Genomic DNA, 18910 nt, shown 5'->3' with positions numbered 1-18910 from the left:
CTCCGTTTTTATGTGTCAGTCCTGTACGGCATAACGCCGTTCCAGATAGCTGGCGAAGGTCGAGATAATAAGCGTAACAATCATATAGACCGCTGCAATCGTAAACCAAATCTCGAAACTCATATAGGTGTCGGAAATGATGTTGCGGCCCACGGTTGTCAGTTCCATCACCGCGATCACACTGACGATGGCTGAGGATTTGATCACATTGACCACCTCGCTTGTCATCGGTGGCAGCATGAAGCGGATGGATTGCGGCAGGATGATATAGGTATAAATCTGGCCTGTGGTCATGCCGATGGATTTCGCGGCCTCCCACTGGCCTGCGGGAATAGAGGCGATGCCGCCGCGAAAGATCTCGGATATCAGCGCGCCGTGGAATACCGCAAGGCAAAGCACGCTGGCGGTATAACGGTCCATCCCGAAGATCGGGCCAAGCACATAGTAAAACACATAGAGCAGCACCAAGAGCGGCATGTTTCGGACGATTTCCAAGAACACCCGCGCTACGGCCCGCCCGATAACCAGCTCCGACAGCCGCAAAAGCGCCACCAGCAGCCCGATACCCAACGCCAATAGGAAGGCGAGCGTGGACAGGGTAATCGTGCCGACCAGCCCCCAAGGGATCTCGCCCAAGGTGATGCCGCCCTCGGTATGGTCAAAGAAGTATTGCGGGATGCGGTACCATTGCCAGTTATAGCCCATCGCCTCGGCACCCCTAAGCGCCGACGCAATCAGGGCAGCCATGACAGACAGATAAATCAGCACCGAGACCGGACGTGACGATAAGGCCCGTTTTAGCCGTTTGGCAGGATGCGCAGGCACTTAATGCTCCAGTATCTGGTCAAGGAACATGCGCGCGCGGTCGCTTGCGGGGTTGGTGAAGAATTTGGCGGGCGGGGCGGTTTCCACAATCCGGCCGGCCTCCATAAACACCATTGTATCGGCGACGCGGCGAGCAAAGCCCATCTCATGCGTCACACAAACCATGGTCATGCCCGTATCGGCAAGCTCTACCATCACGTCCAGAACCTCGCTGATCATCTCGGGGTCAAGCGCGCTGGTGGGTTCGTCAAAAAGCATGATCCGTGGCTCCATGCACAAGGACCGCGCGATGGCCACGCGCTGCTGCTGCCCGCCCGAAAGCTGGCTGGGGAATTTCTCGGCCTGTTCAGGGATGCGCACGCGGTCAAGATAGGTGCGGGCCAGGGCCTCGGCCTCGGGTTTGCCCATTTTGCGCACGCGGATTGGCCCGATGGTCAGGTTTTCCAGTACCGTCAGATGCGGAAACAGGTTGAACTGCTGGAACACCATGCCCACGTCTTGGCGGACCGCGCGAATATCTTTGGTGTCATCGCCCAGCTCTATCCCGTCGATGGTGATCGTGCCCTCGTCATGCTCTTCCAGCCGGTTTAAACAGCGGATCAGGGTGGATTTACCCGAGCCCGAAGGTCCGCAAATCACCACCCGTTCTCCCTGCCGGACAGAGAAGTTGATATCGGCTAGCGCTTGGAACGGGCCAAAAAACTTGGCTACATTCCGCATGGATATGATCGGAGGGGCGTCGGGCGTAACCATGTTTCTTCTTACTTCATGCTGCAACGTGACCCTTGGTTCTAGGGGGGTACCGGAAAAAATCCAGCTTTACCCAAAAGGCATGTGTAAGACTCTGGCAATGCGCGGCGATTGTAAAGGGTTATGCGGCGGGCCGGAACCGCGCCGTGGCCTGATCGCAGCAATAGCGGTCGGCCATCGGATAGGGGTTGCGTGCCAGCGCATCCACCGCGTTGATCACACGGTCCGCCTTGGCATCATCCATCAGCGCCGAAAGGTTAAGCCGTGTCCAGCCGGGCTTCTCCATTTCCTCGCCGCGTTGGATAGCGGCACGGATGGTCTCGGATTCGGCCGGTTCAATCCCAAGCAAACGGTGCGCATAGGGGCCGGCACAAGCACAGCCGCCACGCGCCTGAATGCCGTAAGCATCCGACAAGAGACGGGTAAAGAGCTGGTGGTGCAAATAGCCCCCCCGCGCCCCGTCCCGTACCCGAAACGAGAAAATCGGCAGGGCAGGGGCATCGCTGTTGCCCATCAGCTCAAGGTTGGGGTTCTTTTTCCAAACATCCAGCGCGCGCTGGCGCAGTTCGGCATGGCGTGTATCCAGTTGCGCCTGCCCAATGGCGGCTTTGACCATAAAACACAGCGCCGCGCGAATATCGCCGACGACATTGGGGGTTCCGGCCTCTTCTCGGGTGGCGATGTCGGTGCTGTAATCATGTGCCGTGGGCGACACAAACCGTACCGTTCCGCCGCCGGGTTGGAACATGCGGCTGCAACAAACGGCCCCCTTGCGCACGATCATCACCCCTGACGCCCCCGGCCCGCCCGGAAACTTATGGGCTGAAATAACCACCGCATCCTTGTGCGCGTCAGTGCCCGCGCGCATATCAATCGTAAGGTAAGGCCCGCCGCCCGCATAATCCCAAACTGCCATCGCGCCGTAGCGTTTGAGCAGCCGCGTCACCGCATCGGTATCGGTTAGAATGCCGGTCACATTGGAGGCGGCGGAAAACGCGCCCACAATCCGGCGTCCCTTTGCGGCGTTCAGGATCGCCTCAAGCTGTGCCAGATCCGGCCCGCCCTTGGGGGCCTCATTGATCTCGATCACCTCGGCCCCGTATTCGCGCCAAGGCAGGATGTTGGAGTGATGCTCATAGGGGCCGATCAGCACGAGCGGCTGCTCTTTCGCATCTGCAACACCCAAAAGATGCACGAGCCGGTTCAGGCCCGCCGTGGCCCCCGATCCGGCAAAGACAGTGGCATAGCTGTCATCGGCGCCGCAATGCGCTGCAATCAGGGCGCGGGCCTCGCGGCGCATCCGGGTCATCTCGCCGCCGCAATGGGAGGCTTCTGTATGGCTGTTGGCGTAAAACGGCAGCACCCGTTCCATCACAAAGTTTTCCACCTGCCGCAGCGCCCGCCCCGAGGCAACATAATCGGCATAGACTAGCTTTTGGGTGCCGAAAGGTGTTTCAAACGCCGCCCCCTCACCAATCACGCCATCGCGCAGCTGTTGGATGATGTCATCCTGTCGCAGGCTGGCAGCGAAATCTTGCAGGGCGGTTTGCATCGGGGGCTCCATCAGTTGTGCTATCTGACAATCATAAGTGAAGTCGGTCGGGGTAAACTCTATCTTTTTACATTGCCAATTGGCTATTAATTGGGTCAAATGACCACATGGATACAGTAAAGCTAGATCAGATTGATCGCGCCTTGTTGCGCGCCCTTCAACGGGACGCCAGCCAGTCGCAGCGCGAATTGGCCGAGGTGGTGGGCCTGTCGCAAAACGCCTGTTGGCGACGGTTGAAGGTTTTGCACGAAAGTGGGCTTATATTGGGGCAAACCCTGCGGCTTGATGCGCAAAGGGCGGGGCTGGGGCTTACGGTTTTTGTGATGGTGCGCACGCGTCATCACAGCGGCGACTGGCTGGCGATCTTCCGGCGAGAGGTTCTTAACATTCCGCATGTAATTGATTTTTACCGCATCGCGGGGGATTATGATTATATGCTGAAGGTCGTGGCCGAGGATATGAACGCCTTTGACCAGATCTACCAACGTTTGACCGCACGGGTGGAACTGGAAACAGTCTCTTCCTATATCACGATGGAGGCGATCGCAGACGCCCGCGACCTACCCGTTTAGCCAGTTCCAACTGATAAACAACCCGATCAGCACCGGTTGGTGGATCAGGTAGATAACCAAGCTGTGCCGCCCGATAAAGCTGACCCGTTCCATCGCAGGTGTCGGGGTGCTGCGCGCCATCGGCCCAGCCGACAGCATCAGTTTCGCGACAGCCATGCCGATCAGGAACGCCCCGAACCAAGGGAAAAACGGCTCAAAATCTATGGAGGGCCGCACATGTGCAGACAGGCCGACAAACCAAAGCGGAGGCGCATCAAAGATCACGTCCCGCCAGACTTGGGGCAGGGCAATCACCGCAGCCGCAAGCCCCAGCATCCCCACCCAATGGAGCCGCAAAAACGCCAACCCGATCACGGATGATAGCGCGATAGAATGCAGGATACCGAAAAAGACGAATTGGCCGGGCATCACAAACCAAGTGGCAAGCGATACCAGTGCCGCCCCTGCAGCGACGATCCCCAATCGCCGCCAAAACCGCCGCCAGCCAATGCCGCGCCAATGGGCCAGCACAAGGCCAAAGCCCGCCAGTGCAATAAAGCTGCCCGCGACTGCGCGTGCGAAAATCGCCCAAAATCCGGTGACGGGTGTGGGGGCGGGGATATAGCCAAACATCGCCAGATCGAAGGTGAAGTGATAAACCACCATGCCAACCACGGCCAAAGCCCTCGCCATATCCAGCCAGAGGATGCGTTCTTGCTGTTGCCTCACTTTGCCTCCGTTTGCAGATCCCCTTGCCATACCGCAAGTTTCGAGGAATTCCGATTAAAAAAACCGTTAAGGCTGGATTATCCCGCCAAAGGATAGCGCGCCAGCACGTCATAGCGCGGCCCGTCTGCGGTCAGGGTGGAATGGTAGAGCAGCATCTCCGCCACCTCCCACGGGCCTGCCCGAAAGCCCGCACCGGCGATTACAGCGCGTTCCAGGGGTGCAGCCTCTTCCATCCCCATCGGGGCAAAGCGGCCTAGCGTGATATGGGGGGTGAAGTTGCGTGCAGGGATCTTGGCCCCGGCCAGCCGCCCTGCGCGAGCGACCTTGGCGTGTAACCGCGACAGGGGCTTGGAGGGGGCAACGGCGGCCCAAACCGCATTCGGCCGCGCCTTGCCAAAAAGCCCGAACCCGCTGAGCGACAATTCAAACGTCCTCATCCGCAAGGCGGTCAGCCCCTCATCCAAGGCCTCTAGGGCGGCGTCCGGCAGATCCCCCATGAAGGCCAAGGTGATGTGGAACTGATCGCGCGCCACTTTGCGGGGGATGGGCAGCAAGAACTGCTGTACCGCCAACTGGCTTTTGAGATCCTCGGGTACGTCTAGGGCGACAAAGGTTCTCAAGTCCGTGCCTCCAAGAATTTGATCCGTTCCGATACTTCGGGCCGCAGTGACCCTTCGCGTGGCGCATCTTTTAGCGTGGTGAACATTGCCTCGGCGGGCGCCCGTCCGGCCCCTAGCCATGAGAGGTTGCGCAAGATCGCCTCTGCCGTCGAGGGCAAGCGATCAGGGACGTCGGCGCCCGAAAGCTCTGCCCAGACGCGTGACCAGCAACGCCCCACCGACCACGGGTTGTAGCCGCCCCCGCCCAGCACCAAAAAGCGCGGCGACAGCCCCCGCAGCGCGCGAACCACCGCAACATGCGCGTTATTGGAAAGCGAGAGCCGCGCCAAAGGGTCTTCCTCTAGCGCGTCGGACCCGCATTGCAGCACCACTGCATCAGGGCGGAAGGCCGCCACACGCGGTATGATAAACTGCTCCAACACGGCGCGCATTTCAGTATCGTTGAAGCCGCGCGGCACCGGCAAGTTGAAACAATTGCTGCCGCCGTCATCGGTCAGCGCTCCGGTAAAGGGCCAGCGCTTTTCCTCGTGAACCGAGATGAGCAGGGCGTCGGGATCCCCTGCAAAACCGGCCTCGACCCCGTCGCAATGATGCGCGTCGATGTCGACATATGCGATGCGCCGAACCCCGTTCAGCCGCAAAACTTTCATCCCCAGAACCACATCATTGAGGTAGCAAAACCCGTTTGCCTGCCCGGGAAGCCCGTGATGTGTGCCTCCCCCCGGAACATAGATCACGCCACCGTCCCGCAACATCTCGGCCGCGAGCATCACACCACCCGCACCGGTGGCGGGGCGGCGGAACATCGCCTCGAAAACCGGGTTGGAATGGGTGCCCAGATGAAAGCGCGCCTGCATGGCCGCAGTGGCCACGCCCGTTGCCTCGGCCGCTTGGAGGGCTGCGATATAATCGGGTTCATGCCAAAGATGCAGGGCCGCCGGTTTGGCGCGCGGGCTGTTGACATAGCGCCCCGCAAGCCACCCCATCGCGCCGCACAGGTCCATCACGGTCGAAACGCGTGGCACCCGCAACGGGTGCCCCAACCCGTAAGAGGAGCCGCGGTAGATCTCTGATCCGATAAATATTGGCCCCATGGCACCCCAGCCATTTTTACCCAAGGTGCCTGCCATAGCCCTGTTTCGCAAGGGGGTGCAGCTTGAAACGATTGGAATTTTTTCTATATGTTAACGCATAAGCCGCAAGGTGGTCGCCATATTGGCAGGCTCGGCACAACAGGTAACGACAGGCAGATTTATGGGCAAGAAACGCTCACTTTTGGACGATGAAGTCTACAGTCAATTCGGCGCATTATGCTGGCGGATCGGCAAGAATGGGGCGGAGGTATTGCTTATCTCCAGTCGTGAAACCGGGCGCTGGGTCATTCCCAAGGGTTGGCCGATGAAAGGGCGCAGTGGTGCTGAGGCCGCCGAGATTGAGGCTTGGGAAGAGGCCGGTGTCAAAGGGCGGATCGCGGGGGACAAGCTGGGTCAGTTTACCTATGAAAAGGTTATCAAGCGCGACACCAAGAAAGAACATGCCCAGGCCTGTACGGTCGATGTGTTCCCGCTGGAAGTCGCAAAGCTTGCCAATGATTTTCCCGAACATCGCCAACGTCGCCGCAAATGGTTTGCCCCGCAGGATGCTGCGCGAAAAGTGCGCGAGGCGGGGCTGAAAGCGCTGCTCTCTACCTTCGCGCCGCCTGCCTCGGGTGGGGCCGCGTAAGGCTTGCGTCCGCGCGCAAATAGCTTAGGTAAACACATGGTGGATTTGACCGCCGACCTATCTTCTAGCAAGGCCGAAAATGATCCGCTATTCGCTCAAATGTACCGCCGATCACAACTTTGACAGTTGGTTTCAATCGGCTGCCGCCTTTGACGCTTTGGCGGCAAGCGGGCATGTTACCTGCCCGACATGTGGCAGCGCAGAGATTGTCAAAACCCTGATGGCCCCCGCGGTAACGTCCGCGCGCAGCGCAACCCCGAAGGCGGGGGTGCTTTCCACGCCGACCAATCCACAGGAAGCGGCGCTTTCGGCCTTGCGCGCAGAGGTGGAAGCCAATTCCGATTACGTTGGCAAGAACTTTGTAAGCGAGGCGCGCAAAATGCATGAAGGCGACGCGCCGTCCCGTGCGATCCACGGCGAGGCGCGGCTGGAAGAGGCGAAGAAGCTGATCGAAGACGGTGTTCCGGTCCTGCCCATGCCTTTCATCCCGCCGCGCAAGGTGAATTGACGCCTTAGGCGGCTTTCACGCTTGCGGTGACATAGTTCACCGACAGATCCCTATCCGAAAGTGACCAGCCCCAAGTGATCGGGTTAAACACCATCCCCTTGCGATCCACAGGCCGAAGCCCGGCTTTTTCCAACAGGGTATAAAGCTCATCTGGGGTGATGAATTTTGACCAGTCATGCGTGCCTTTGGGCAGCCAGCGCATTACCCATTCGGCGCCGACAATCCCCATCATGAAACTCTTGGGATTGCGGTTGAGGGTAGAGCAAATCATCAACCCGCCGGGCTTCAAAAGGGTTTGGCAGGCCGTTAGAAACGCTTGCGGATCGGCGACATGCTCAACCACTTCCATATTCAGGACGACATCGAAAACTTCACCGGCGGCGGCCAGATCCTCGGCGGCGCAGTGGCGGTAATCGATGGTCAGGTCCATCTGTTCGGCATGAAGCTGTGCCACCGGAATGTTCCGCGCGGCGGCATCCGCCCCCACAACCGTCGCGCCCAAGCGAGCCATCGGCTCTGACAAAAGTCCGCCGCCGCAGCCGATATCCAAGAGGCGCAGCCCTTTGAATGGCATCGGCGCGGTCAAGTCACGGTCAAACTCTGCCGCGATCTGGGCGGTTATGTAGTCCAATCGGCAGGGGTTGAGCATGTGGAGCGGCTTGAACTTACCCGCCGGATCCCACCATTCGGCGGCCATCGCCTCAAATTTTGCGACCTCATCGGGATCAATTGTGTTCAAAGTCATCTCTCGCTCCTTGCGGTTTCGCGCCGGGACAGGCAGGTTTGGAAAAGTATATAGGACAATTATGGATCATAGATCAGGCCAAATGAGCGCAGCTCAGTATTTATATCCCCCGTTGGAGCCTTTTGATCAACGCATGTTGGACATGGACAACGGCCACCGGATTTATGTGGAGCAAAGCGGCCGCCCTGACGGGCTGCCCGTTATGGTTGTTCATGGCGGACCGGGGGGCGGGTGTAGCCCCGCGATGCGGCGTTTCTTCGATCCTGATGTGTACCGGATTATCTTGTTTGATCAGCGCGGCTGCGGTCGTTCGCGCCCCCATGCCAGCGTTGAAGCGAATACGACATGGCATCTGGTCGCCGATATGGAGGCGATCCGGCACGCGCTGGGGCTGGATCGCATGGTCCTGTTTGGCGGCAGCTGGGGGGCGACGCTGGCGCTGATCTATGCGATCACCCATCCCGAAGCTGTAGCGCATATGGTTTTGCGCGGCGTTTTCACCATGACAGAGGCAGAGCTGGACTGGTTTTACGCGGGCGGCGCGGGCCGGTTTTTCCCCGAGCTTTGGGCCCGCTTCTCGGATGCGATCCCGGAAGCAGAGCGTGGCGATTTGATCGGGGCATATCACCGGCGGCTGTTTTCAGGGAATGTGATGGAGGAAATGCGCTTTGCCCGGCTGTGGGCGAATTGGGAAAACGCATTGGCATCGATTGCCAGCAATCCGGTCGGAGGCGAGGGGCCTTCCGATTATGCGCGGGCCTTTGCGCGGTTGGAGAACCACTACTTCGTTAACAAGGGTTTCTTGGAGGGGGACGAGTGGATCCTGAAAAACCGGCACCGGATCGAGGGGGTCGGGGCCGATATCGTTCAGGGCCGATATGATATGGTCTGCCCGCCGGTTTCGGCGTACCGTCTGGCCGATGGCTGGGAAAATGCCCGGTTGCGGATGGTGCCGCTGGCGGGCCATGCCCTGTCAGAGCCGGGGATCTCCGCAGAGCTTGTCGCGCTTATGGATGCGCTGGCGCAGCGTTAGGGGCTGCGCCAGCGCCCAAGGCGCGGGTATTTCTTAGGGCGATGGGTTGGTTGCGTTCGGATTTGCGGCGACTTTCATGAACGCATCTGCGTGGGCAAGGTCGGGCTTGGTGGCCAGACTGATGCCGACGAACAGTAAGGTTGCAACGGGCAGGCCCAGAACGCCGACGTTCAGCCCGAACAGGGAATTGCCCGTCAGATACATGGTCACAACAAATATGACGCCCCCGATGATGGAGGCAAGCGCCCCTGCGGCGGTGCCGCGCCGCCAAAAGAAGGCCCCGATTGTGGCCGGAACCATCAGCACCAGACCGACCGAGGCCGCGACCGACAGGATCGCGATCATGCTGAACTCCATCCACGCAAAGACCAGTGCGAGCAGTGAAATGACCGGAATGACCAGCTTGCCGATCAGCAGCAATCGTTTGTCGGTCAGATCACCGCTCAGGTTTCCATAAATATCGCGCGCAAAGATGGAGGAGAGCGTGAGCAAGATCGAGTCGATGGTCGAAACCGCCGCCGCCAGAATGCCGATCATGACGATGACCCCCAGAACCGGTGGCACGAGGTCCGAGGACAAAAGCACCGATGTTGCAAGGTCAGGACGCTCCAGCCCCGGAAAGGCGACCAGTGCCGCAAAGCCCCAGATCACGGAAACCAACGTATAGATCAGGCCGAAGCACAGGAATATCAGCAACATTTGACGCATGGCCCCCAGCGAGGAGGGCATGAAAAGCCGCTGGCTTACCTGCGGGTTGGAGATGGAGAAAAACGCCCAAGGCAGGGTTAGCCCCAAGAAAGTTGTAAAGCTGAAAAATCCGGTTCCCGGAACGCTAAGCATCTCGGGACGGGTTTCGGAAATGGTGTCGAACATTGCACTAAAACCGCCTAGTTTTGAGACCACCAGCCCCGTAACCAGCACCGCCGCGACGATCATCACCACGGCTTGAAGGCTGTCGGTCCACATGACCGAGCGGATACCGGCAATATAAGAAAACACGATCGCCAGAACCGTTGCGACCAGAATACCGACCCCGAAAGGAATGGCACCGTCCGTCATCCCCGAGAGCAGATATCCAACGCCTGCAAGCTGCACCGCCGAATAGGGGATCAGGAAAACCAGACTGACCAGCCCCGCCGCCAGTGCCACGCCGCGGTTGCTGTAGCGGTTTCCAAGCATCTCATAGGGTGTGACAAAACCGTATTTGCGCCCCACCGCCCAGAAGCGCGGGCCAAAGATGGCCACCAAGGACACGCCGGCAAAATAGATGATCTCGAACCCCAAGGCACCGACGCCGCCACGGTAGGTGAGCCCGGCAAGCCCCACCATCATGAAGGCCGAATACGTGGTTGCCGAATAGGAAAGCGCGGAAACGACGCCCCCCATTTTGCGCCCGCCCAGAAAATAATCCGACATCGAAGAGGAGGGCCCGCGGCGCGAAAGATAGGCCACAAAAAGCGAAAGGGCGATATATGTCACCACCCCCCAGATCACGAGGGAAAGGGTCATTTGGCATCTCCGTTAAAACCGGCTGTCGCCAATATGTTCAAAATAATCACAAGAACGCCAACCAAGGCCCAGAACAGAAAGCTGCCGTGCCAAGTTTCGACCGAGTCCAGTACCAGATAGGGGACTGCGTAGGCCGCGACCACCAACAGGCCGATGAGTGTAAAAGAGATTTTTTGTAACATTAGCCCATTCCGTATAAGTGCGACCGGTTCCGGGCAGTACCCATCAGGAACGATCGTCTTTGTGTGTTTTTCTATTGGGTGGGGGCGTATACCCTTTACGGGCCCCACCGGCTAGTAATCTTTTTTTCCAAGATACATCTTAAGTCGTGAAGTGAGGGGCTGTCGGTGGTTCGTCGGGGGTAGGTAAGGCCCGGCCAAGGCGGTGTTGGTCGATGTGGTGTGGCCCGCCTTCCTTGATGCTTAGGCCCGGCATGACGGGTTGCTTGGGGGCAAATCCGGCTGCGGGCTTGAAACCTTGGCCGTAAAAGCGTATCTGCCGATAAAACAGCGAATAGTCAGGATGTGACGATGGCAAAGGCCAACCCTCTTCAGTTCATTCAACAAGTGCGGAGCGAAGTTTCCAAGGTTGCTTGGCCTAACCGTCGTGAAGTGGTCTTGACCACCGTTATGGTGTTCATCATGGCTGCGTTGACGGCGACATTCTTTTCGTTGGTGGATCTGGGTATCCGCACTGCGTTGAGTGCAGTTATCAACGGGTTGGGCTGAATACCGTCTTACCCCCTTGAAATCAGGGGGGCGGCGCTGTATTCGGTCAGTTAATCAGGAATGAAAACGCGCGGCGATTCGGTCCGCGCGTTGTTTTTTGTTCCAAGCGGGGCGTGCGAAGCCGCCTTGAGGTAAAAGAATCACCGGGGTTTCGGCTCTGGATTTAGATAGGTGAAGCAGGCATGGCGAAGCGTTGGTATTCGGTAAGTGTTCTCTCTAACTTTGAGAAGAAGATTGCCGAGCAGATCAAAACGGCCGTAGTCGAAGCCGGGCTTGAGGAAGAAATCGAAGAAGTGATGGTTCCCACCGAAGAGGTGTTGGAAGTCCGTCGCGGCAAGAAAGTAACCTCAGAGCGTCGCTTTATGCCGGGCTATGTGCTGGTGCGCATGGAGATGACCAACCGCGGCTATCACCTCGTTACATCGATCAACCGCGTAACCGGTTTCTTGGGGCCGCAGGGCAAGCCGATGCCTATGCGCGATGAGGAAGTTAACTCGATCCTGAACCGTGCAGAAGAGGGTGAGGCCGCGCCGCGCAACCTGATCCGCTTTGAGGTCGGTGAGCAGGTGAATGTTACGGACGGGCCGTTCGAAGGCTTTGCCGGTTCGGTTGAGGAAGTTGATGAAGAGCATAGCCGCCTGAAGGTGACTGTCTCTATCTTTGGCCGGGCAACCCCGGTCGAATTGGAATTCACGCAGGTTGCCAAAATCGCCTGATGTGATCTCGTGGGAGGCGACCGTACGCGGGGACCGAACCACTAAACCATGCGTCCCAAGGTGGGGCGCGGTGATAAAAGGAGAGGCCAAATGGCCAAGAAGATTATCGGGCAGCTCAAGCTGCAAGTTAAAGCGGGTCAAGCGAACCCATCCCCACCCGTCGGTCCAGCTTTGGGTCAGCGCGGCTTGAACATCATGGCGTTCGTAAAAGAATTCAACGCCAAGACTGCTGATCTGGAGCCGGGTACGCCGACGCCAACGATCATCACCTATTATCAGGATAAGTCGTTCAGCCTTGAGACCAAGTCTGCACCAGCCGCTTACCTGTTGAAAAAAGCTGCTGGCCTTCCACCTGTTGGTAAGCGGAATCGCACCAAAGGTTCGCCGAAGCCCGGTCGTGAGACTGCAGGTTCGGTGACTGTTGCGCAAATTCGCAAAATTGCCGAAGAGAAGATGAAAGATTTGAACGCAACGGACGTTGATGGTGCGATGCAGATCATCCTTGGTTCGGCCCGCTCTTGCGGTATCGAGGTGAAAGGATAAATCATGGCAAAGTTTGGAAAACGTACGCGCGCGGCGCGGGAAGCTTTTGCTGGCAAAGATTTGATCTCGGTCGATGATGCTGTTGAACTGATCAAGTCCAACGCGAAGGCCAAGTTTGACGAGACGCTGGAAATCTCGATGAACCTCGGGGTTGATCCACGTCACGCTGACCAAATGGTTCGCGGTGTTGTGACATTGCCGAACGGCACTGGTAAAACAGTTCGTGTGGCTGTGTTTGCGCGTGGCCCGAAAGCTGATGAAGCAACGGCTGCTGGTGCTGATATCGTTGGTGCCGAGGATCTGATGGAAGCTATTCAGGGCGGCAAGATCGATTTTGATCGTTGCATCGCCACACCTGACATGATGCCATTGGTCGGTCGTTTGGGCAAAATCCTTGGCCCACGCAACCTGATGCCAAACCCGAAGGTCGGGACGGTAACGATGGATGTGGCTGGCGCTGTTGGCAATGCCAAGGGTGGCGAAGTACAGTTCAAAGTCGAAAAAGCAGGCGTTATCCATGCTGGTATCGGCAAAGCGTCGTTTGATGCTGCGAAACTGGCTGAAAACGTTCGCGCTTTTGTTGACGCTGTCACCAAAGCACGTCCTGCCGGTGCAAAAGGTGCATATGTGAAGAAGGTTTGCCTGTCTTCAACTATGGGCCCTGGCGTCGCTGTGGATCTCGCATCGACTGCTGCGAAGTAATTTTGGGGGCGGGCGAAAGCCCGTCATCCAAGCAAGAATTCCAACCCTTCGGGGAAGGAGTGATGGGGCCGCTAATTAGGCCTTGTCCTGTCCGAGACGGTGGGTGGGCCTAGGCCCTTAATCTCCTGCCTGAGATGGGGAACGAGACAAATTTCCGGGGGCTGTCCCTCGGGTGATCTGGCCTCGGGACCCGTAAAGGACCCGAACGCCCTTTCTTCGGAGGGGGCAAACATGAGCCGGAGGGAAACCTCCAAACTTGGAGTGAAACTGTGGATAGAGCACAAAAAGAGAACGTGGTCGAGGAACTCGGCCAGATCTTTGAAAGCTCTGGCGTCGTAGTGGTTGCCCACTACGCCGGGATCACGGTTGCACAGATGCAGGACCTTCGCGCGCAAATGCGTGAAATCGGTGGTTCTGTACGCGTTGCCAAGAACAAGCTCGCCAAGATCGCCCTTGAAGGGACGCCTGCTGCAAAGCTGGCCGACCTGCTTACGGGCATGACCGTGATGGCCTATTCCGAGGACCCTGTCGCTGCTGCGAAGGTCGCGGATGCATATGCCAAGAAAAACGACAAGTTCGTTATTCTTGGTGGTGCTATGGGCGATACACTGTTGGATACCGCCGGTGTGAAAGCCGTCGCAGCGATGCCGTCGCGTGAGGAGCTTATTGCTTCGATCGTGTCTTGCATCGGTGCGCCAGCATCGAACATCGCCGGGGCCATTGGCGCGCCTGCTTCGAACATCGCCGGCATCTTGTCCACGATTGAGGACAAGGCTGCCGCCTGAGCAATCTAATGATCCGGCGTGGTTGTTAATACCGACGTTGGAACCCATCTTAACTGAACGGAACAGAAAATGGCTGATCTGAAAAAACTCGCCGAAGAGATCGTAGGTCTTACCCTTCTCGAGGCACAAGAACTGAAAACCATCCTGAAGGATGAGTATGGCATCGAGCCCGCTGCTGGCGGCGCTGTGATGATGGCTGGTCCTGCTGCTGCTGGTGAAGCTGCAGAAGAGCAGACCGAATTTGACGTTGTTCTGACCGAAGCTGGTCCTAACAAAATCAACGTCATCAAAGAAGTTCGCGGCATCACTGGTCTTGGTCTGAAAGAAGCCAAAGACTTGGTTGAAGCTGGCGGCAAAGTCAAAGAAGGCGTTTCCAAAGCTGATGCTGAAGAGCTGAAGACAAAATTGGAAGCTGCTGGCGCGAAAGTTGAACTGAAGTAATTCGGTTTGGCGCGTCGCTGGTCGACCGCGTAAAAACAAAGCTGGGTGCGATGAATTTCGCGCCCAGCTCTCTGCGTCTAAAGCAGGTCTTGGCAGGGGTTTGGCCCCAAATCCCTTCCAAGGTGTGTTATCCAAGTTCGGGAGCCTTCCGGTGGGACGGAAGGCATGAATAGAACCGGTAATCCCTCTATCGCCAAGCGGCGTATGCTCGTGGCCCGACGAGCCTGCGCCGGCGAAAACGATGAAAGGTGACTATGAGCATGGCTCAGAGCTACGTAGGTCAAAAGCGAATCCGCCGCTACTTTGGCAAAATCCGTGAAGTTTTGGAGATGCCGAACCTTATCGAGGTTCAGAAATCCTCCTATGACTTGTTCCTGAAGTCGGGCGAAGGCCCGAAACCCGCCGATGGCGAGGGGATTCAGGGCGTTTTCCAATCGGTATTCCCGATCAAGGATTTCAATGAAACCGCTGTTTTGGAGTTCGTGAAATACGAGCTCGAAAAGCCGAAATATGATGTCGACGAATGCCAGTCGCGCGACATGACATACGCAGCACCGCTTAAGGTGACACTGCGTTTGATCGTGTTTGATGTCGACGAGGATACCGGCGCGCGTTCGGTCAAGGACATCAAAGAACAAGACGTATTCATGGGCGACATGCCTTTGATGACGCAAAACGGCACATTTGTGGTCAACGGCACCGAGCGCGTGATCGTAAGCCAGATGCACCGTTCGCCGGGCGTGTTCTTCGACCACGACAAGGGCAAGACCCATTCGAGCGGCAAGCTGTTGTTTGCTTGCCGGATCATCCCTTACCGCGGTTCATGGCTGGACTTTGAGTTCGACGCCAAAGACATCGTATTTGCGCGCATCGACCGTCGCCGCAAACTGCCGGTGACGACGCTTTTGTATGCGCTTGGCATGGGCCAAGAGCAGATCATGGACGCGTATTACCAAACCGTCAGCTACAAGTACGAAAAGAATAAGGGCTGGGTTACCAAGTTCTTCCCCGAGCGTGTGCGCGGTACCCGTCCGGCCTATGACATCGTTGACGCCGATACCGGCGAAATTCTGTGCAAAGCCGGCGACAAGATGACGCCGCGGATGGTCAAACAGATCATCGATGCTGATAATGTTAAAGAGTTGTTGCTGCCTTTCGATCAAATCCTGGGCAAGTTTGTCGCCAAGGACATCATCAACGAAGAAACCGGTGAGATTTGGGTCGAAGCCGGTGACGAACTGACGATGGAATACGACAAAGACGGCGAAATCAAGGGCGGTAGCCTGAAGGTTCTGCTGGATCAAGGCATCACGGATATTCCGGTTCTCGACATCGATAACGTCAATGTCGGCCCCTATATCCGCAACACCTTGGCCGCCGATAAGAACATGGGCCGCGACACCGCGTTGATGGACATCTACCGCGTTATGCGTCCAGGTGAGCCGCCAACTGTTGAGGCTGCGTCCAACCTGTTCGACACGTTGTTCTTTGATAGCGAGCGTTACGACCTTTCGGCCGTTGGTCGCGTGAAAATGAACATGCGTCTGGACCTGGGCAAGCCCGACACCCAGCGTACATTGGACCGTGACGATATCGTGGCCTGCATCAAGGCCTTGACCGAGCTTCGCGATGGCAAGGGTGAGATCGACGATATCGATCACCTCGGCAACCGTCGTGTGCGCTCCGTTGGCGAATTGATGGAAAACCAGTACCGCGTTGGCCTTTTGCGCATGGAACGTGCGATCAAAGAGCGGATGTCGAGCGTCGAGATCGATACGATCATGCCACAAGACCTGATCAACGCGAAACCGGCTGCGGCTGCGGTGCGTGAATTCTTCGGCTCTTCGCAGCTGTCGCAGTTCATGGACCAAACCAACCCGCTGTCGGAAGTCACCCACAAGCGCCGTCTTTCGGCTCTTGGGCCAGGGGGCTTGACGCGTGAGCGTGCGGGCTTTGAGGTTCGCGACGTTCACCCGACCCACTACGGTCGGATGTGCCCGATTGAAACGCCGGAAGGTCAGAACATTGGCCTGATCAACTCTCTCGCGACATTTGCGCGGGTGAATAAATACGGCTTTATTGAGACCCCATACCGCAAGGTTGTGGACGGCAAGGTAACCGACGAAGTGGTTTACATGTCGGCCACCGAGGAAATGCGGCATACGGTTGCGCAGGCGAACGCGCAGCTTGATGATGAAGGCCGTTTTGTGAATGATCTGGTTTCCACACGGAAAGCCGGCGACTTCATGCTGAACCCTTCTGACGCAGTGGACCTGATCGACGTTTCGCCAAAGCAGCTTGTGTCTGTTGCGGCATCCTTGATCCCCTTCCTTGAAAACGACGACGCCAACCGTGCCTTGATGGGCTCGAACATGATGCGTCAGGCGGTACCTTTGGTGAAATCCGATGCGCCATTCGTTGGCACGGGGATCGAAGGCATCGTTGCGCGTGACAGTGGGGCGGCCATCATGGCGCGCCGCGCGGGCATCATCGATCAGGTGGATGCACAGCGTATCGTTGTGCGTGCAACCGAGATGATGGAACCCGGAGAGCCGGGCGTGGACATCTACCGTCTGCGCAAGTTCAAACGTTCGAACCAGTCGTCCTGCATCAACCAGCGTCCGCTGGTGAAGGTGGGTGATACCGTTGTTCGCGGCGAAGTTGTTGCCGATGGTCCAAGCACGGATATGGGCGAACTGGCTGTTGGCCGGAACGTCATCGTGGCCTTCATGCCGTGGAATGGTTACAACTACGAAGACTCCATCCTGATTTCGGAACGCATTCTGAAAGACGACGTATTCACCTCGATCCACATCGACGAATACGAAGTTGCGGCGCGCGATACGAAACTGGGCCCGGAAGAGATCACCCGCGATATTCCCAATGTCGGTGAGGAAGCCTTGCGCAACCTCGACGAGGCCGGGATCGTTTATATCGGTGCCGAAGTGCAGCCGGGTGATATTCTGGTCGGTAAGATCACGCCAAAGGGTGAAAGCCCGATGACGCCGGAAGAAAAGCTGTTGCGCGCGATCTTTGGTGAAAAAGCCTCGGACGTTCGCGATACATCCCTGCGCTTGCCGCCGGGTGCTTTCGGGACAATCGTCGAAGTGCGTGTGTTCAACCGTCACGGGGTCGACAAGGACGAACGCGCCTTGCAGATCGAACGTGAAGAGGTGGAACGCCTTGCACGTGACCGTGACGATGAGTTGGTCATTCTGGAGCGGAACATCTATTCGCGCCTCAAGACCCTGATCATGGGCAAGACCGCTGTTAAGGGGCCGAAGGGCATCCGCGCAGGATCGACCATCGATGAGGATCTGCTTGGCACGCTTAGCCGTGGTCAGTGGTGGCAGTTGGCGCTTGGCGAAGAAGCCGAAGCCAAAGACGTCGAAGCGCTGCACGAGCAATTCGAGAGCCAGAAACGCGCCTTGGATCACCGTTTTGACGATAAGGTCGAAAAGGTACGGCGCGGCGATGACTTGCCTCCGGGCGTGATGAAGATGGTCAAAGTGTTCGTGGCTGTGAAGCGCAAGCTGCAGCCGGGCGACAAAATGGCTGGTCGTCACGGCAACAAAGGTGTTGTGTCCAAAGTGGTACCAATGGAAGACATGCCGTTCCTCGCTGATGGGACGACCGTGGATATCTGTTTGAACCCCTTGGGTGTGCCTTCGCGGATGAACGTTGGTCAGATTCTTGAAACCCACATGGGTTGGGCCGCACGCGGCTTTGGGATGAAGATTGACGAGGCATTGTCGGCTTATCGTCGTTCGGGGGATATGACCCCGGTGCAGGAAGCGATGCGCTTGGCTTATGGGGATGAAACCTATGAGGCAGCCTTTACCGACCGCACAGACGAGGAGTTCTTGGAGCTGGCAGGCAATGTGACGGCAGGTGTGCCGATTGCAACGCCAGTCTTTGACGGTGCGAAGGAAGCGGATATCAATGACGCGTTGAAACGGGCAGGGTTCGCAGAATCCGGTCAGTCGATCGTGTTTGATGGCCGCTCGGGTGAACAATTCGCCCGTCCGATCACCGTGGGCGTCAAGTACTTGCTGAAGCTGCACCACCTTGTGGATGACAAGCTGCACGCACGTTCAACCGGCCCGTACTCGCTTGTGACCCAGCAGCCGCTGGGTGGTAAGGCGCAGTTCGGTGGTCAGCGTCTTGGGGAAATGGAGGTCTGGGCCCTTGAGGCTTATGGCGCTGCATATACCTTGCAAGAGATGTTGACTGTGAAGTCGGATGACGTCGCAGGCCGGACCAAAATGTATGAGAGCATCGTGAAGGGTGAAGATAACTTTGAGGCCGGTGTGCCTGAAAGCTTCAACGTTCTGGTGAAGGAAGTACGTGGCCTTGGCCTGAATATGGAACTCCTGGACTCGGAAGAAGAATAAACGGGCTGCCCCGGCTTTTGGCCGGGGCGCCTCGTTCGCCTTCCGACGCCCCTTTTC

The 18910-nt window shown here is 57.6% G+C and carries 20 protein-coding genes; 11 read left to right on the top strand and 9 right to left on the bottom strand.

Translation table 11 applies throughout. The features are described from left to right. Positions 1–15: 15 nt before the first annotated feature. The 3 genes from EOK75_RS05665 to EOK75_RS05655 all read right to left on the bottom strand — a co-directional run bounded on the left by EOK75_RS05665 (position 16) and on the right by EOK75_RS05655 (position 3127). Positions 16–825, bottom strand: a complete 810-nt coding sequence (locus EOK75_RS05665) for an amino acid ABC transporter permease (protein ID WP_240794029.1) — start codon at positions 823–825, stop codon at positions 16–18. Further along, positions 826–1578: an amino acid ABC transporter ATP-binding protein gene (locus EOK75_RS05660; protein ID WP_168199154.1), complete on the bottom strand. Its 753-nt coding sequence runs from the start codon at positions 1576–1578 to the stop codon at positions 826–828. A 118-nt stretch (positions 1579–1696) separates the two neighbouring features. Beyond that, positions 1697–3127, bottom strand: a complete 1431-nt coding sequence (locus tag EOK75_RS05655) for an aminotransferase class V-fold PLP-dependent enzyme (RefSeq protein WP_137192989.1) — start codon at positions 3125–3127, stop codon at positions 1697–1699. A 107-nt stretch (positions 3128–3234) separates the two neighbouring features. On the opposite strand from EOK75_RS05655, the gene EOK75_RS05650 reads away from it, so the two are divergent. Further along, a complete protein-coding gene (locus EOK75_RS05650; RefSeq protein WP_137192988.1) occupies positions 3235–3699 on the top strand; it encodes an Lrp/AsnC family transcriptional regulator in 465 nt (154 codons plus the stop codon). Here the strand turns inward: EOK75_RS05650 and EOK75_RS05645 are convergent. The 3 genes from EOK75_RS05645 to EOK75_RS05635 all read right to left on the bottom strand — a co-directional run bounded on the left by EOK75_RS05645 (position 3688) and on the right by EOK75_RS05635 (position 6157). After that, complete coding sequence (locus EOK75_RS05645; protein ID WP_168199153.1) at positions 3688–4407, bottom strand: heparan-alpha-glucosaminide N-acetyltransferase; 720 nt, start codon at positions 4405–4407, stop codon at positions 3688–3690. The two genes, EOK75_RS05650 and EOK75_RS05645, sit on opposite strands and share 12 nt — an antisense overlap. Before the next feature lie 77 nt (positions 4408–4484). Beyond that, the gene (gene thpR, locus EOK75_RS05640) at positions 4485–5027 is read right to left on the bottom strand and encodes an RNA 2',3'-cyclic phosphodiesterase (protein WP_168199095.1); all 543 of its coding nucleotides are present in this window, start codon (positions 5025–5027) and stop codon (positions 4485–4487) included. Further along, positions 5024–6157 (bottom strand): acetoin utilization protein AcuC, encoded by a 1134-nt coding sequence (locus EOK75_RS05635; RefSeq protein ID WP_240794028.1) that lies wholly within the window; start codon positions 6155–6157, stop codon positions 5024–5026. The genes thpR and EOK75_RS05635 overlap by 4 nt, the downstream gene beginning before the upstream one ends. 124 nt (positions 6158–6281) lie before the next feature. On the opposite strand from EOK75_RS05635, the gene EOK75_RS05630 reads away from it, so the two are divergent. Then, entirely contained in the window at positions 6282–6749 is a 468-nt protein-coding gene (locus EOK75_RS05630) for an NUDIX hydrolase (RefSeq protein WP_137192985.1), read from the top strand. 79 nt (positions 6750–6828) lie between these two features. After that, complete coding sequence (locus EOK75_RS05625; protein WP_137192984.1) at positions 6829–7257, top strand: DUF1178 family protein; 429 nt, start codon at positions 6829–6831, stop codon at positions 7255–7257. Between the two features lie 4 nt (positions 7258–7261). Here EOK75_RS05625 and ubiG read toward each other — a convergent pair whose 3' ends face one another. Then, positions 7262–8002: a bifunctional 2-polyprenyl-6-hydroxyphenol methylase/3-demethylubiquinol 3-O-methyltransferase UbiG gene (gene ubiG / locus EOK75_RS05620; RefSeq protein ID WP_137192983.1), complete on the bottom strand. Its 741-nt coding sequence runs from the start codon at positions 8000–8002 to the stop codon at positions 7262–7264. 61 nt (positions 8003–8063) lie between these two features. On the opposite strand from ubiG, the gene pip reads away from it, so the two are divergent. Next, on the top strand, positions 8064–9035 hold the full coding sequence (pip, locus tag EOK75_RS05615; RefSeq protein ID WP_137192982.1) for a prolyl aminopeptidase: 972 nt from the start codon (positions 8064–8066) through the stop codon (positions 9033–9035). Between the two features lie 33 nt (positions 9036–9068). Here pip and EOK75_RS05610 read toward each other — a convergent pair whose 3' ends face one another. After that, a complete protein-coding gene (locus EOK75_RS05610) occupies positions 9069–10544 on the bottom strand; it encodes a sodium:solute symporter family protein (RefSeq protein ID WP_137192981.1) in 1476 nt (491 codons plus the stop codon). Further along, positions 10541–10726, bottom strand: coding sequence for a hypothetical protein (locus EOK75_RS05605; RefSeq protein ID WP_137192980.1), 186 nt, complete (start codon positions 10724–10726; stop codon positions 10541–10543). The genes EOK75_RS05610 and EOK75_RS05605 overlap by 4 nt, the downstream gene beginning before the upstream one ends. Before the next feature lie 348 nt (positions 10727–11074). Between EOK75_RS05605 and secE the strand changes: the two genes are divergently transcribed. The 7 genes from secE to rpoB all read left to right on the top strand — a co-directional run bounded on the left by secE (position 11075) and on the right by rpoB (position 18853). Continuing rightward, positions 11075–11272, top strand: a complete 198-nt coding sequence (gene secE, locus EOK75_RS05600) for a preprotein translocase subunit SecE (RefSeq protein WP_137192979.1) — start codon at positions 11075–11077, stop codon at positions 11270–11272. A gap of 182 nt (positions 11273–11454) precedes the next feature. After that, positions 11455–11988, top strand: coding sequence for a transcription termination/antitermination protein NusG (gene nusG, locus EOK75_RS05595; protein ID WP_137192978.1), 534 nt, complete (start codon positions 11455–11457; stop codon positions 11986–11988). A gap of 90 nt (positions 11989–12078) precedes the next feature. Beyond that, the gene (gene rplK / locus EOK75_RS05590) at positions 12079–12531 is read left to right on the top strand and encodes a 50S ribosomal protein L11 (protein ID WP_137192977.1); all 453 of its coding nucleotides are present in this window, start codon (positions 12079–12081) and stop codon (positions 12529–12531) included. 3 nt (positions 12532–12534) lie between these two features. Then, positions 12535–13233 carry a 50S ribosomal protein L1 gene (gene rplA / locus EOK75_RS05585; protein WP_137192976.1) on the top strand — a complete coding sequence of 233 codons (699 nt, stop codon included), beginning with the start codon at positions 12535–12537 and terminating at the stop codon, positions 13231–13233. Positions 13234–13502: 269 nt separating this feature from the next. After that, positions 13503–14018: a 50S ribosomal protein L10 gene (gene rplJ, locus EOK75_RS05580; RefSeq protein WP_137192975.1), complete on the top strand. Its 516-nt coding sequence runs from the start codon at positions 13503–13505 to the stop codon at positions 14016–14018. 69 nt (positions 14019–14087) lie between these two features. Further along, positions 14088–14459: a 50S ribosomal protein L7/L12 gene (rplL, locus tag EOK75_RS05575; protein ID WP_137192974.1), complete on the top strand. Its 372-nt coding sequence runs from the start codon at positions 14088–14090 to the stop codon at positions 14457–14459. Positions 14460–14719: 260 nt separating this feature from the next. Beyond that, positions 14720–18853: a DNA-directed RNA polymerase subunit beta gene (rpoB, locus tag EOK75_RS05570; RefSeq protein WP_137192973.1), complete on the top strand. Its 4134-nt coding sequence runs from the start codon at positions 14720–14722 to the stop codon at positions 18851–18853. Positions 18854–18910: the final 57 nt, after the last annotated feature.

Origin of the sequence: Pseudorhodobacter turbinis (genome assembly GCF_005234135.1) — a bacterium.
Taxonomy (GTDB): domain Bacteria; phylum Pseudomonadota; class Alphaproteobacteria; order Rhodobacterales; family Rhodobacteraceae; genus Pseudorhodobacter; species Pseudorhodobacter turbinis.
The sequence above is the reverse complement of the archived record's forward strand: the minus strand, read 5'-3'. Positions and strand labels throughout refer to the sequence as shown.